15 protein-coding genes are annotated in these 14065 nt (G+C 47.7%); 11 read left to right on the top strand and 4 right to left on the bottom strand.

Features of this window, described 5'->3' with window-relative positions; genetic code table 11:
• The first annotated feature begins 5 nt into the window (after positions 1-5).
• The 4 genes from MKY82_RS20210 to MKY82_RS20195 all read left to right on the top strand — a co-directional run bounded on the left by MKY82_RS20210 (position 6) and on the right by MKY82_RS20195 (position 2232).
• Positions 6-485: a Na+/H+ antiporter subunit E gene (locus MKY82_RS20210; RefSeq protein ID WP_071220371.1), complete on the top strand. Its 480-nt coding sequence runs from the start codon at positions 6-8 to the stop codon at positions 483-485.
• Positions 482-775, top strand: a complete 294-nt coding sequence (locus tag MKY82_RS20205; RefSeq protein WP_071220372.1) for a Na(+)/H(+) antiporter subunit F1 — start codon at positions 482-484, stop codon at positions 773-775. The genes MKY82_RS20210 and MKY82_RS20205 overlap by 4 nt, the downstream gene beginning before the upstream one ends.
• A complete protein-coding gene (gene mnhG, locus MKY82_RS20200) occupies positions 759-1154 on the top strand; it encodes a monovalent cation/H(+) antiporter subunit G (RefSeq protein WP_071220373.1) in 396 nt (131 codons plus the stop codon). The genes MKY82_RS20205 and mnhG overlap by 17 nt, the downstream gene beginning before the upstream one ends.
• 196 nt (positions 1155-1350) lie before the next feature.
• Positions 1351-2232 (top strand): GNAT family N-acetyltransferase, encoded by an 882-nt coding sequence (locus MKY82_RS20195; RefSeq protein ID WP_339294240.1) that lies wholly within the window; start codon positions 1351-1353, stop codon positions 2230-2232.
• A gap of 93 nt (positions 2233-2325) precedes the next feature.
• Here the strand turns inward: MKY82_RS20195 and MKY82_RS20190 are convergent, their stop codons facing one another.
• Positions 2326-2979: a TVP38/TMEM64 family protein gene (locus MKY82_RS20190; RefSeq protein ID WP_194543347.1), complete on the bottom strand. Its 654-nt coding sequence runs from the start codon at positions 2977-2979 to the stop codon at positions 2326-2328.
• Between the two features lie 188 nt (positions 2980-3167).
• Positions 3168-4001, bottom strand: coding sequence for a CPBP family intramembrane glutamic endopeptidase (locus tag MKY82_RS20185; protein ID WP_339294239.1), 834 nt, complete (start codon positions 3999-4001; stop codon positions 3168-3170).
• Between the two features lie 338 nt (positions 4002-4339).
• Here MKY82_RS20185 and MKY82_RS20180 point away from each other — a divergent pair, with 338 nt between their 5' ends.
• Positions 4340-4948 carry a TetR family transcriptional regulator C-terminal domain-containing protein gene (locus MKY82_RS20180; protein ID WP_339294238.1) on the top strand — a complete coding sequence of 203 codons (609 nt, stop codon included), beginning with the start codon at positions 4340-4342 and terminating at the stop codon, positions 4946-4948.
• Between the two features lie 108 nt (positions 4949-5056).
• Positions 5057-5923 carry a YitT family protein gene (locus MKY82_RS20175; protein WP_100537804.1) on the top strand — a complete coding sequence of 289 codons (867 nt, stop codon included), beginning with the start codon at positions 5057-5059 and terminating at the stop codon, positions 5921-5923.
• 264 nt (positions 5924-6187) lie between these two features.
• Here MKY82_RS20175 and MKY82_RS20170 read toward each other — a convergent pair whose 3' ends face one another.
• Complete coding sequence (locus MKY82_RS20170) at positions 6188-6400, bottom strand: hypothetical protein (RefSeq protein WP_194543345.1); 213 nt, start codon at positions 6398-6400, stop codon at positions 6188-6190.
• A gap of 49 nt (positions 6401-6449) precedes the next feature.
• Positions 6450-7022, bottom strand: coding sequence for a thymidine kinase (locus tag MKY82_RS20165; RefSeq protein WP_194543344.1), 573 nt, complete (start codon positions 7020-7022; stop codon positions 6450-6452).
• Between the two features lie 340 nt (positions 7023-7362).
• Between MKY82_RS20165 and MKY82_RS20160 the strand changes: the two genes are divergently transcribed.
• The 5 genes from MKY82_RS20160 to MKY82_RS20140 all read left to right on the top strand — a co-directional run bounded on the left by MKY82_RS20160 (position 7363) and on the right by MKY82_RS20140 (position 13628).
• Positions 7363-9111, top strand: a complete 1749-nt coding sequence (locus MKY82_RS20160; RefSeq protein ID WP_220684756.1) for a sigma-70 family RNA polymerase sigma factor — start codon at positions 7363-7365, stop codon at positions 9109-9111.
• 148 nt (positions 9112-9259) lie between these two features.
• Positions 9260-10162 carry a DMT family transporter gene (locus MKY82_RS20155; RefSeq protein WP_339294237.1) on the top strand — a complete coding sequence of 301 codons (903 nt, stop codon included), beginning with the start codon at positions 9260-9262 and terminating at the stop codon, positions 10160-10162.
• Between the two features lie 230 nt (positions 10163-10392).
• Complete coding sequence (locus MKY82_RS20150) at positions 10393-11136, top strand: GTP pyrophosphokinase family protein (RefSeq protein WP_100537787.1); 744 nt, start codon at positions 10393-10395, stop codon at positions 11134-11136.
• Between the two features lie 534 nt (positions 11137-11670).
• Positions 11671-13065, top strand: coding sequence for a protoporphyrinogen oxidase (locus tag MKY82_RS20145; RefSeq protein ID WP_339294236.1), 1395 nt, complete (start codon positions 11671-11673; stop codon positions 13063-13065).
• The gene (locus MKY82_RS20140; protein ID WP_339294235.1) at positions 13065-13628 is read left to right on the top strand and encodes a DUF1697 domain-containing protein; all 564 of its coding nucleotides are present in this window, start codon (positions 13065-13067) and stop codon (positions 13626-13628) included. Before MKY82_RS20145 ends, MKY82_RS20140 begins: the two co-directional genes overlap by 1 nt.
• Positions 13629-14065: the final 437 nt, after the last annotated feature.

Genomic DNA, 14065 nt, shown 5'->3' with positions numbered 1-14065 from the left:
TGGATATGGGCCATCAAATCCTGTTAAATATCATCATTGCCGTTGTCTGGATGTTCCTGAACAATAACTGGTCCCCTCAGCACTTGATAGTCGGCTATCTGATCGGTATGTTGCTGATTTATCTGTTGCGCCGCTTTTGGCCAAACGATTTCTATTTGCGTAAGCTGTGGTCTATTCTGATGCTGCTGCTTTTGTTTCTAAGAGAGCTGTTTAAATCAAGTATCACCGTCATCGGTCAGATTATAAGACCGAAGCTGAATGTCCGCCCCGGAATCTTCGCCTACGATACGGAGCTTAAGTCCGACTGGGAGATTACGGTCTTATCGTGCCTGATCTGCTTGACGCCAGGAACGCTTACCCTGGAAGTCTCTCGCGATGGTCAGACGCTGTATATCCATGCGATGGATATCGAAGATGTCGAAGAGCTGTCGAATCAGATCCGCGGTACCTTTGAACGCGCGATCAAGGAGGTGACCCGCACATGATCCATGGCATGCTGATAGCCTCATTGGTGATTTTGTCGCTTGCTATTCTGGGCTGCCTGTACCGATTAATCAAGGGACCTTCCATGAACGACCGGATCATGTCGCTGGATACGATCGGAATTATCCTGTTGTCCATGATCGCTGTCCTATGCATGCTGTTCCGGACATCCGTGTATTTTGATATCATTCTGCTGATCGGAATTCTTACGTTCATCGGAACAACCGCGCTTGCCAGATATATTGAGAGGGGTGATGTCATTGAACGCACAAACGATGAGTCAGATCGGTGAGTTTCTGATCGCGCTGATGGTGCTGCTCGGCGCTTTGCTGGGTGCATTGAGTGCATTCGGCCTTATTCGTCTGCCGGATGTTTACATGAGGTCCCATGCAGCTACGAAAAGTGCCACGCTGGGCGTCCTCTTGATCCTTGCCGGCGCATTTCTGTATTTCACCTTCTACCTGGAGCATGTCAGTGCCAAACTGCTGCTGGGAATCGTATTCGTATTTATTACGGGGCCGGTAGCCGGTCACTTGAACGGGAGAGCGGCGTATCGATCAGGCGTGTCCATGTGGGAGAACAGCGTTCACGATGACCTCAAGCCTGAGCTGAAGCGCGAACGTGAGCGGATGCGAGCTTCCCGGAAAGGGGAGCATTCCGAGAAGGGATGACCGTCAACCGTAAACAAGGTCCCGATTGAATGATCGAGAAGATGAGATGGGCTTTCCAAGCATATGGGAAGCCCATTTCTTGTTTCATGTTTGGCTCACGGGTATCATCTCGTGGTAAAATTGACCAAAACAGGTTCGAGGAGCCCTCGGAAATCACGCTGGGAAAGCTGATCCTGAACAAGGAGAATGTGTACAGATGGTATTGGATACAGATCAAACGAAATTAAGAGAGCTGTCTTCCTTTCTTGCCCGAATGAATGGGGATCGTCATCATCATGTCGGATATTGCGGCGAACAGGAAGGGGAGGTCTACAGCACGCTGCTGGAAGATTTTTCGGAAAATGGCCGGCTGAGCGACCAGCGATTTACCGTGATCTATGATCAAGATCAGATGGTGGGCGCATTGGGATTCGATGTGGACGAAGAAGAGGGAACTGCTGAAATATGGGGACCTTTTATCGATGCGGAAGGCGAGCTTTGGCATCGATTGGCGAAGGAGCTATGGGTTGATGGAACAATGAAGCTGAATGGCAGCGTAACACGCTATTTCGGATTTTATAATGTAGCTCATCCGTCCGCTGCGAGATTTATGGAGGACAAAGGGGGAAGAAAGACAGGTGTGCATCATGTGCTGAAAATCCAAAAATCCACCTTGTTAGCGAATACCGCGCCTGGATTGCAGGATATCACGCCCGAATATTGGGATGAGTTCGAGAATCTGCATGGCACCGCCTTCCCGAATACCTATCTCAGCTCGGAGTCTATTTTGCAGAAGCTGGATGAGTATCACCGGCTCTTCATATTTACGGAAGAAGGCCGTTTCGTCGGGTATGTTTATGTGGAGGGAGACCCGGATTTCCAGGAAGGAAATATTGAATACATCGCGGTATCCGAACAATTCCGGCGCAAAGGCTATGGCGGGCTCCTGCTTGATCAAGCTCTTCATTATTTATTCCAAGTCCTGCAGCTGGAAGAAATCTCGTTATGCGTGGACCAAGACAATGCAGGGGCGCTCCAGCTGTATCATCGTGCGGGCTTTGAGACGGTGCATAAACTGGCGGCTTACGTATTGGAGTGAACATAATGGTTTCCATCACGACCCGTCCATGCATAACAAGACCCGCCCATCCCAGCAACCGGGACCGGCGGGTCTTGTTGTCTTGTTATGCATCTAACGCTTCGTCTTTTTGCTGCTGATCACGACACTTCCCGGCTGATCTTCATGATGGTAACGGTTTTCCATCTTTTTGCCGGCAAGCCACAGCAGCCAGAGGACGATGGCCGCGATAAGAATGCGCCAAGGCTGTTGGACAAAGGCTTGCCAGTCATGTCCAATGAATGCCACCATAAAAATCATCACGGATTTACCTGCCATAACGGCTATCGTGAACGTCGTTGCCGATATCGTGCTGATGCCGGATGCGATATTGATCAGTGAGGAAGGCGTGAAGGGGAAGCAGTACAGGATGAAGATCGGCGTAAAGCCCTTTTCTTCGATCCAATGGAAGAAGCGCTGGGATCCCGGCATTCTTTTTTGGATAAGCAATCCAAGCTTGCCTCCCAGCTTACGAACAATCCAGAACACCGTAACGGATCCAAGGCAAACGCCGATCCACGACAGCAGGAATCCCCACCATAATCCATAGGCCGCGGAGTTCCCCATCACCAGTACGATAAGGGGCAGAAAGGGAAGGAACGCCTCTATAAATGGAAGCAAAATACCCGGGATGGGACCCAGCTGCGAGTACTGCTGAAGCCATTCCTGCACTTGATCCATGTCAATTTCTTTCATATGGGTCCACAAGTTCTGAAGCCATTCCAACATGATGAGTAAATCCTCTCCCTGCCTAGGGTAAAATTATGTATTTTCCGGTCGATCACGGATGAAATATATTATAGCATAACCAGAATCAATATTATAAATTGCAAGTATTGAACCGGGAGGAGGGATACGGGAAAAGCTCAAACTCTCCTAAAGCCATGGTGAGTTTGAGCTATATCCTTTATCGGTTCTTATACAGATTGGGCGGGCAGCACTTCCTTGGTTTCAGGATTCGAATCCGGCGGGAGATCCGGCTCGATCCCGTTCCAATCGATTCGGTTCTTGCTCCGCAGCGACCAGACGATCAATAGGATGATCCCAATAATGACCGAACCAATCGTTACCATATAATTGCCCCAGACCGAAAGGTATTCAATCTCGATGAATGCATATTGGGAGGGTACCACGGCGTACCGGACCATCTCCAGCCAGGCCAGGTGAAAGCCGATGCTCATCCACAGATTGTGGGATACGATGCGGGACAGCTGCAATACCGTACCAAAAGCAACTAAATTGATGATATACTCCACCGTAATCAAATCCCATGTCCCTATTCCTATGGCCACCATGAATGCCGTTACAGCGATAGGCGCAAGCACGAACATTACGACCTGAAGGACCAAAGCAAGCCAGCGCGGAAAACGGGTGTTTAAGTTCCGGTACACATAACCGCGGAAGGTGATCTCTTCTGGAAAGGCTTCATAAAAAAATGCAATCGGGACGTTGATGAGGATAACGAGCATCGTAACGATTGGGAAGTGGAAATCCACGATCCGGAGCCATCCGGCGGCGCTGCCGATCAGCAAGGCTGCTGCCGTGACCAGGGCAAGGAAACCGATGCCGAGAAGGAAATAACGAAAACCGGAAGGAACAGAGCTAAGACCAAGTCCGCTCCAGGGCCGCTGGTCGACATAACGCCTAAGCAGATAAATCAGCGGCACGGATATGCTTGTTGTTACGACGGCAAGGAGGATTTGGAGCCCGAGGGTAGGGATCTGGTATGAACCCGCTACCGTGGCTATCACAACTGCTAGTCCGAGCCCTGTAACAAAAGCCAGCCACCCAAGGACGACACGCCAGAACAGGTTTAAACGGCCCTCCCGATCACGGAATGCCCGAGAAACACCGTGTTTAGCCTTCGATTCAGTTAATGTGCGAATGATGAACTCGCCCCTCTCTTAAGAACACGCTGCCCGTGTTCCTATTCTTTTTGACATTAATATATATAGTATTGCTTCTATCAAGGTGTTCCATAGAAAGAACCTATTTTTACGAAGGTAGGCATTAAAGAAGCAAATAAAGATGCTGAAATGTTGTTTATGGTACGTTGTATTAAAAAAAACCGGAAGTGTATAATGGGATTATGCCGAAAATCGTAGATCATGATAAACAAAGACAACGGGTCGCTGAGGCTGCCCTGCGGGTGATTCAGAGGGGTGGACTCGAAAAAGCGACGGTACGCAATATCGCCGAAGAGGCGGAGTTATCCGTAGGTTCGCTGAGACACTATTTTACCAGCCAAGCTGAGTTGTTGGCTTTTTGTATGAACCTGATGATCGAGAGGATTGAAGAACGCTTTTTGACTTTGTCCTTGAAGGGACCCGTGTTTGAGGATGTAAAACAAGTATTGATGCAATTTCTGCCGATGGATGAGGATAGGACGATGGAAATGGAGGTGTGGATGTCGTTTGTTGCCAAAGCACTTGTCTATCCCGAGTTAAGAATAATGACCGATCATATGTATGATGGATTAACCAAGGCGTGCCAGTATGCGGTGGATACCCTGGTCGCACATAAGCTGGCTAAACCGGAGCTGGATCTTGATTATGAGAAGGAGCGCATATACGCATTGGTGGATGGATTAGCGATTCATCATATCATGAGGCCACAGCAACTTGCCAAAGAAAAGATCGAAAGGATTCTCGAGCAGCATCTGCGTTCCTTATGTCTGGATGACAAGGCAATGGACTAAAAGACCCATGTCACTTAGCGTGTCAACATTGACATGCCATTCCTTTTTTTAATACAATGGTTCTTCGACAGGCACTTCGTGTGAAAAAAGATACAAAAGGAGAATGGCATGGTCAAAAAACACAAAAATCTGACAGTCGGCGAAATTCTGAAACGGTTCATCTTTATTACCATCGGTGCAGTTCTGATGGCCGTGGCGCTAGAAATATTCCTGGTGCCCAACGAAATTATCGACGGGGGTATTACCGGTATTTCCATCGTATTATCATCGATTACGCCCATCAAACTGGGTGTGTTCCTCTTCATTATCAACTTGCCGTTTCTGTTCATCGGTTATAAGCAGATCGGCAAAACGTTCGCATTTTCCACACTGTACGGGATCGTGGTATTGTCGGTGGCGACAACCTTCCTGCATCATGTAGACCCGTTTACGAACGAGAAAATTTTGGCGGTGCTGTTTGGTGGTTTGGTCCTTGGTCTGGGGGTAGGTCTTGTTATCCGTTACGGCGGAGCTCTTGATGGTACGGAGATCGTTGCTATCCTGCTGTCCAAAAAGCTGCGCATGCCGGTCGGGCAGATCATCATGATTATCAACGTGTTTATTTTTATTACGGCAGGGTTTGTATTCGGTGCAGATTCGGCCATGTATTCGATTTTTTCATACTACATAGCGGCAAAAGTGATGGATATTGTGGTAGAGGGCTTGGACGAGTCCAAATCCGTTACGATTATATCCAATGAATATGAAGAAATCTCAAGTGCCATCATGCAGCGTCTGGGCCGCAGCACAACGATGATTTATGCCAAGGGCGGATATTCGAAAGAGGATACGCAGATGATTTATTGCGTCATCACCCGGCTGGAGATTGCGAAGCTGAAGACGGTTGTGCAGGAGATAGATAAGAACGCATTTATTTCGATTCAAAATGTCGCGGATGTGCTGGGTGGGAGTATGGCGAAGTCAGATATTCACTAGGAGCACGTACATGCTATTGATGTAATAGGTTGATTAACGAACGGCGGTTTTTTGCAGATCCTCTTCTGCAGAAGGCCGCCTGTTTATTTAGGAGATAAAAACAAGTAAACCATTAAAGTCTTACCATCCTTATCTCGCAAGAAACTTCGGCTATATGCGGACTGTATACTGAAAAAGCACTGATCGAAGAGAGGGGATTGCCTGAGTGTCTGATCGAAGCTCCATGAAAGCCGTCAATCTAAAAGCGCTCAGGCCATCCATATGTCATTTCCGTACTTCAAAAAATTCGCATTCATCCCGCTTATGATAGCCGAGCGAGCTGACGCTGGATTGCGTAATGACGGTTTCGTCGGTGAATCGGATGACGATACTGCCGGAGTCAATCAGATGATTATCCTTGAAGATGCGTATACGGGTCTGCTGCTCCATAACTTCCTGAAAGTCCTGGTCGGTTAATAGCGGTCTGACTATCGGCATGGGTCATCCTACTCCTTACGTTTTGAATGGTGGATTGTTCGTAAAAGTCCTATGATAAAGGGGGATTGGTATGACATTTGCGGCAAACAGGGAAGTAGGTATCATTCCCTCCGATCAGGATCTGCTCGCCGGCATATACGGGTTTACCGTCAATGACGCGAAGGTTCATGATCGCTTTACGTTCGCAGAACCAGCAGATCGTTTTCATTTCCTCGATTTTATCGGCGTAAATCAGCATCCAGCGGCTGCCTTCAAACAGCTCGTTCCGGAAATCATTCTTCAAGCCGAAGCCCATGACAGGCACGTTAAGCTCATCTACGATCCGAACGAGCTGCAGGATGCTGTCCTTGGAGAGGAACTGGCATTCGTCAACGAGAACGCAGTATGGCTTAGGCTGATGCTCCTTCACAATCCCATAGATATCGGTCGTATCGGTTATAGGTATCGCTTCGCGTCGCAGGCCGATTCGTGAGGACACATACCCAACGGCATCCCGGTCATCAATAGCGGATGTAAAAAGGAGCACCGGTTTGTTCTGTTCTTCGTAGTTATGGGCGACTTTCAAAATTTCGATGGATTTACCACTGTTCATGGAGCCGTACTTAAAAAATAATTGAGCCATGCTTTCGTTCCCTTCCTATAAGTACAATGTTGCTTCTTTTAGTGTAGTGATACAAATTTCGTTATTCTTACGATATAAGATATGACATGCAGAGTATATTGTCGCATTATTGGGCATCTTTTGTCCATTGCCTGTAAGGACTATATTCTGACATATTTAACTTAATCGCGGAATGAAAAAAAGGAACAGGACTTCGCCGCGCAATATGGCGAGGTTATCTTTGTATCATGGCACCAGGCTTAATCAAAAAAAGGTATAATATTTTTCAATTACGTTGTCAGAAATAACGAACTTCTCTGGTCATATAAGTAGTCAACGATACGAAAGAGGGTTTGAGCAATTGGATACGACAGCAGACAGAACGGTCCAGTGGGATGAGATGGAAGATCAGGAGTTGGTGAAACATGCGCAGGCAGGGGAGCGGGAAGCTTTCGGTGAGCTTGTTCGGCGTCATCGGTCCAAGGTTTATGGCTATGCCAGAGCTATAACCCGGGAGTCCTACCTGGCAGAGGACGTTGTACAGGATGCATTGGTCCGGGCATTTTTGCACTTGGGCAAACTGGTCGATACCCGGCGTTTCCTGCCCTGGGTGCAGCGGATCGTACGGAATCAGGCCTATACCCGGCTTAAGGGAAGCTCCGCGATGAAAGAGCAGACATTCACCGAGCTTGAAGGCAGGGGAAGGTATGATAGTGCCGGGAGTGCAGATCAGTGGAATAGTCTGGACAGCATTCTGGGAAGGCTCCATCATTCTTCAGCCGAAGCGGCCGCAGGATTCAACGTACCGGAGGAACGAATCGTCCAGCAAGAGACGCTGCGTGTTTTAACGAACATCATTCAACGCCTGAAGCCACGCGAACGGCTTATTTTCGAATCTCATTTTTTCGATCAGCTGTCCCCGCAAGAAATTGCTGACTTGTTTCAGCTCTCTTCAGCCAATGTGTATCAGATTATTTCGAGATCGCGGAAGAAAGTGATCCAAGAAAAAATTCGCGTAACCGTTGACTCTTATATTAAGACGAGAAGGGACTTGGGAATTATGAATAAGAAGATTCTACAGTACGAAGGATCGTTGAAAGAAATCAAAACTTGGACAACTGCTGCGGATGCCACGTATAAAATGCTGCAATTTACAGATCGGAAGCTATCCCTGCCGATGGTTATGGGGCTGACAGGTCATGCATTCCGAATTAACATCATTCCGGATCAGGTTCACATTGCAGGTCCGACCGCGTATTTTTTTGGTGAAGTATTATCCCGGGGTCTTCATAATATCGGCTTCCATTCCAAATTCATCGACGGCATGTCGGGCGGCATCGGTACCAATGCCAATCTGCTGGATCCATCTGCCTTGGAGAAGAGTGCCATGGGCAAGCGCAGCATTCATCAGGAGCTGCCAAGGGCCCTTGATTTGATTCATAGCTCGCTGGACCGCGGATACCCTGTGCTGGCATGGGATATTTTCTTCCCTGAATTTGGTACGCTGTATGGCTATGACGATGAGACCAGAACCCTCTATGGGGAAGTATGCGGAAAAGCGGATACGCTCCCTTATGAGAATCTCGGAAGGAGTGTAATGGAAGAGCTGTTCGTTCTGGCCATTGAGGGATCGGTCGATTTAACGCTTCAACAGCAGCTTCGACTTGCGCTTGAAACTGCCATCGAACAATATGAGGGGAAAGAAAGCGTGGTTCCGACGGCAGTGAAGGGGATTGCGGCATACGATGCTTGGATCGAATCGCTGCAGGGGCGGAAGATCGAACCGAACGGCCATGCATACAACATCGAGGTATTAAGAGATGCCCGGTATTACGCTGCTGAGTTCTTCAAGGAACTGATAGCAGCATGGCCGGATGCGAATACCGAAGGACCGGAGCTCACGCAGCAGTTTAAAGAAGCCAGCGTGTTATATACGGGAATGTGCGAGAAATTCAGTGTCCTGCATCAGATGTTCCCATTTCCGGTAGGCGGAGAGCCTAATTCGGAGGATCAAGCTATGACGGCGATAACGCTGGTAGAGGATATTAAAGCTCTGGAGATCGAAGCCGTTGCTAAATTGAAAGAGATCTACGCAAAGTTGTCTTCTTAATTAGTGGTTGGTATTTACAATGTTGAGGTTTTGTCTTAAGATAAGACCATAATTCAATATCAAACAGAGTCAACCCCACTTTTTACTGTTTTCTGGATTCCAAAACAGTGAAAGTGGGGTTTTTTGTTGCGTAAGGGGGAGTTTCACGTTGTTGCATTTGTTGAAAAATTCATTCTTCGTATTTTTGGGAGCCTGCTGTTTCGGAATTCTGTCAACGGTTGTAAAGCTTGCTTACCAGGAAGGGTTCCTATTTCAGGAGGTGATGATCAGCCAATTCGGGACAGGCTGGCTCATTCTGCTGTTGCTGATGCTGTTTTTTGGACGACATAAGGTCACGGGCAAGCAATTCCTAAGGCTAGCCGGGGTTGGGTTATGTACATGCCTTACAGGCGTCACGTATTACCTTGCCCTTCAGAGCATTCCGGCATCGATCGCCGTCGTGCTTCTATTTCAATTCACCTGGATCGGTGTCATTATCGAAGCTGTTGTAAAACGGCAATGGCCGGATAAATCCACCGTCATCTCCGTTATCATCCTGTTCGTCGGGACGATGATGGCTGGGGGGATGTTGGGTGCAGGCGAGATTCAATTGAATTGGAAAGGGGCAATATTGGGACTGACCGCGGCTTTGATGATGGCTTTGTTTGTCTTCTTCAGCGGCCGGGTCGAGACGCAGATGTCACCCATTACCCGGAGCTTTTATACCTCAACGGGTGGGCTTATTCTGCTGACGATCCTGTTCACGCCGAAAGCGTACACGGAGATATCCCTGTTTGACAACGGGTTATGGCTGTTCGGCTTAATCTTAGGCGTATTCGGCGTTGTTCTTCCAGTACTGCTATTCGCACTCGGTGCGCCCAAAATCAGTACGGGATTGGCAACCATCCTTGGTGCCGGAGAGCTGCCCGTTGCCGTTATTGCATCGGTGCTGGTGCTGAGCGAGCAGGTGACTGCGCTTCAATGGATCGGGGTTATCGTGATCCTGCTGGGCATAGCGTATCCGCAGATAGCGGCTCAGAAGCGGAGCGGGGTGCCAGCGGTACAAAGATAGGTGGCACAGAGATATCAAGCAGCACGATGTTGGCATAAGATAAAAGACGTTGCGACCTTCCGGTTGCAGCGTCTTTTTGACGTTACAACACTAAAGTTGCAGTTGCACCTCAATATCAACTACTATTTAAAGAGGGAACAGAACTTCTGGAATGTTAGCAGCGTGTTTTGTTTTTATTTACTACATGAGTCATCACGGCTCTGAATCACACAATCGAAAGGAAGTATCCCATGAATTCTTTGCAAATCGAACAGCTCAAAATCATTCGGAATGAAATTACCCGATTCATGATGAAATACAAATTCGCCTTAGATGAGATTGAAACCAAAATGGAGATATTAAAAGAGGAGTTCCAGGCTCTTCATGATTATAGTCCGATCGAACATACGAAATCCCGCCTGAAATCGCCGGAGAGCATCATGAAGAAGCTGCTCCGAAAAGGCGGAAACATCTCTCTTAGCTCCATAGAAGATAATATCAAAGACATTGCGGGTCTAAGAATCACCTGCTCATTCATAACCGACATTTACAAAATTAGCGACATGCTGCAGAAGCAGAGCGATTTAACGGTGTTAAACGTCAAGGATTATATCAAGAATCCGAAGCCGAACGGATACCAAAGCCTGCATCTGTTAGTGGAAGTGCCTGTGTTTTTCTCCGACCGGGTGGAGAAGGTATGCGTTGAAGTCCAAATTCGAACCATTGCCATGGATTTCTGGGCGAGTTTGGAGCATAAAATTTTCTACAAATATAATAAGTCCGTTCCACAGCATCTGCTGGAAGAGCTTAAGAAGGCTGCGGATACGGCTAACGCGCTGGACCGTCAGATGGAGCAATTGCACCACGAGGTGCAGGCCATTAAGGACTCGGAAAGCGATGATTCGCTGCTGGAGGAACTGAAGAGCATTCAGATCAACAACCGCAAGTATGAGCTTCCGGCGGGCTTGCTTGAAGTATTGACCGAGGACAAATAAAGTTCCTGGCGAAGCGAAAAAGATGATAAAACTGTTTCACCATCCATGCACCGGGTATATATATCCTAAGTGGGAAGTGGAAACACACATCAACACCAGACGGATAACAAGACGTTAAGTCGGAATTACCGAAAGGATTTGATACCCATGTACAACATGACGAGGAATAAGGACGACACAATCTGAATGATTCCAAAGTACACCTTAAGCAATGGAACGATTGCGTTAGAATAGAAAAGACCGCTTCCCACGAAAAAAACTCTGCGAGTGATCTCGCGGGGTTTTTTGCTGTCAACAACCCTCCAAGCATGCTCTTGGACCCCGTACGTGCACTAAGGAGCAATACGCCTGTACTAATGGTGGGTTTTCTCGCGGGGCGGGCGGGAAGTCGTAGTAGTGAACGGTTCTGTTCACAATATTGAGGGAATGGCGTCCCTCGGAAGCACGGGCTCTATGATATACTTAGAAATTGGATACAATGGTAACAATCATGATTAAGATGTTATGAACCTACATAATAGAGGTGTATGTACAGTGACAACTACCGTAGTTATCGGCGGCGGCATTACCGGACTTTCGACCTTATACTATCTGCAAAAAGAGTTGAAGCACCTTCAACAGAATATGGAACTGGTGCTTATCGAGGCAAGTGAAACGCTCGGAGGCAAAATCCGCACCGTTCAGAACGGTGAATTTATTATGGAAACCGGAGCGGATTCGATCGTATCCCGGAAAACGAATGTGGCACCACTTCTGGAGGAGCTTCAGTTAACAGACCAGGTTGTGTATAATGCCACGGGGACTTCTTTCATATATACGACTGCAGGTCTGAAAAGAATCCCGGATGAGAGCGTATTCGGCATACCGCTTAGCCTGAAATCCTTGGCCGAAAGCGAGCTTGTGTCTGCCGAGGGGAAGGTGGAGGCGCTCAAGGACTATTACACGCCGAATGAAACGTATACCAAGGACGATTCTTTGGGGGAGTTCCTTGAAGCCTTCCTTGGCAAGGAAATCGTTCAGAATCAGATCGCTCCGGTCATATCGGGCGTCTATTCCGGGGAGCTTCATGACCTGACAATTGCGTCAACGTTTCCCTATTTGCTGGAGTACAAAAATACGTACGGCAGCATCATGGGCGGTTTGGCCGAGAATAAACAGAAATTCCTTGGCTCAGGCAATAAGAAATTTCTTTCCTTCAAAGACGGAGTCTCCGTATTGATTGATGCATTGGAACGGACCGTGATCCAAGCAGGCGCGAAAATATACAAAGGCGTTGCCGCAGAGAAGCTGGAGAAAGCAGCCAGCGGCTACGGGGTGACGTTGGCAAATGGCGAAAAGCTTGAAGCTGATTTTGTTGTTTTAAGCACGCTGGGATCCGCCGCGAAGGATTTGCTGCAAGATCCGCTGCTTAATGAGGACTTTGACCAGATGTATACCAAATCGCTCATCAGCGTGTATCTTGCCTATGATATTCAAGACGAAGAGCTTCCCTATGATGGAACGGGATTCATTACGGCCAAGGGAACCCGATTGAAGTGTGATGCTTGCACCTGGACGAGCCGGAAATGGGAGCATACCTCCGAGAACAAGCGGTTATTGATGCGATTATTCTACAAGAGCTCCAATCCGCATTATGAGGAGCTGATCCAGTTATCCGATCAAGAATTGAAACAGATCGGGATGGGGGATATCAGCCAAAGCCTTGGCATTAAGGCTGAGCCGATCTCTTGTGAAGTCACCAAATGGCATGACAATATGCCGAATTATCATTTGAAGCACCGGCAAATCGTGGAATCATTAGAACAGAAAATGGATGACCAGTATCCTAACGTTATTTTGGCGGGATGCTCCTATTATGGAGTGGGGATACCGGATTGCATTGCGAACGGGGAGAAGACGGCAGGTCTGATTCTGGAAAGGATGCCCTAATGACAATCTATATTGCGTTGCTTAGAGGGATTAACGTAGGCGGACACAATAAAATCAAGATGGCCGATTTAAGAAAGATGCTTGAATCTAGGGGACTAACTCGCGTGCAGACCTACATCCAGAGCGGAAACGTGCTCTTTGAATCCGGGGAATCCAAGGAAACGCTGCGCGTTCAAATCGAGCAGGGCATATTTGAAACGTTCGGCTTCCCGATATCGGTGATCATTAGAACCTCCGAGGAAATCGAGGGGATCGTTCGGAACTGTCCATTTTCGGAAGAAACGCTGCGTCAAGCGGAGGCAGCATCGGAGTTTGAGAGTCTTTATGTTGCCATGCTGACGGAAGCGCCTGCTGTTGAAGATGTGGAGAAATTAAAGCTTTATGTGAACGAAAAGGAAATCTTCGAGGTGATCGGTGAAGAGGTTTACTTGCTGTTCAAGGAAAGCGTTCGGAATTCCAAGCTGGCGGTTCAGTTGTCGAAGCTCGGCGTGCCGATGACGATGCGGAATTGGAAAACGATGAACAAGCTGGTACAACTGTCCCAGACGATGAAGAGTGTGTGAGCAGCCGCAATCATTTAAACAAATAAAGGGGTACATAGCTGATCTCCATATTCGAAAGAAAGTTCGGGTCAAAAGCGTTTCACTTCCCGAGAACCGGGTAAATATAGAACAAGTGGGAAGTGGTATTGTCAATCGACGGACGGAAGAACATCATGTCATTCCGAAAGGCAGTTGATTCGCCATGAACACTCGTAAAAGGAGAAGGAGAGCGAAGTTTCTTCGATTCTTTTCTGGTAAGGCACCCTAGCAATTGGAAAATTGCTGCATAATGAGTAACAAAATCGCTTCCCACTGATAAGGATCCTGCGATAATATTCGCGGGGTCTTTTTTTTTTGTGCAGAATAAGCACAAACTGCATCCTATGAGAAAGGATGATGAACAATGCTTGCTCAAAGATGAAACGGATAAGAAATGAATAGATCGGAAGCAATGATCT

The organism is Paenibacillus sp. FSL W7-1279, assembly GCF_037969845.1.
GTDB lineage: Bacteria > Bacillota > Bacilli > Paenibacillales > Paenibacillaceae > Paenibacillus_AQ.
The sequence above is the reverse complement of the archived record's forward strand: the minus strand, read 5'-3'. Positions and strand labels throughout refer to the sequence as shown.

Coding starts and splice junctions, on each gene's coding strand:
- MKY82_RS20140 (WP_339294235.1), top strand. CDS start 13,065: ATGACAATCTATATTGCGTTGCTTAGAGGGATTAACGTAGGCGGACAC.
- mnhG (WP_071220373.1), top strand. CDS start 759: ATGAGTCAGATCGGTGAGTTTCTGATCGCGCTGATGGTGCTGCTCGGC.
- MKY82_RS20150 (WP_100537787.1), top strand. CDS start 10,393: ATGAATTCTTTGCAAATCGAACAGCTCAAAATCATTCGGAATGAAATT.
- MKY82_RS20180 (WP_339294238.1), top strand. CDS start 4,340: ATGCCGAAAATCGTAGATCATGATAAACAAAGACAACGGGTCGCTGAG.
- MKY82_RS20170 (WP_194543345.1), bottom strand. CDS start 6,400: ATGCCGATAGTCAGACCGCTATTAACCGACCAGGACTTTCAGGAAGTT.
- MKY82_RS20190 (WP_194543347.1), bottom strand. CDS start 2,979: ATGTTGGAATGGCTTCAGAACTTGTGGACCCATATGAAAGAAATTGAC.
- MKY82_RS20210 (WP_071220371.1), top strand. CDS start 6: ATGGGCCATCAAATCCTGTTAAATATCATCATTGCCGTTGTCTGGATG.
- MKY82_RS20165 (WP_194543344.1), bottom strand. CDS start 7,022: ATGGCTCAATTATTTTTTAAGTACGGCTCCATGAACAGTGGTAAATCC.
- MKY82_RS20195 (WP_339294240.1), top strand. CDS start 1,351: ATGGTATTGGATACAGATCAAACGAAATTAAGAGAGCTGTCTTCCTTT.
- MKY82_RS20205 (WP_071220372.1), top strand. CDS start 482: ATGATCCATGGCATGCTGATAGCCTCATTGGTGATTTTGTCGCTTGCT.
- MKY82_RS20175 (WP_100537804.1), top strand. CDS start 5,057: ATGGTCAAAAAACACAAAAATCTGACAGTCGGCGAAATTCTGAAACGG.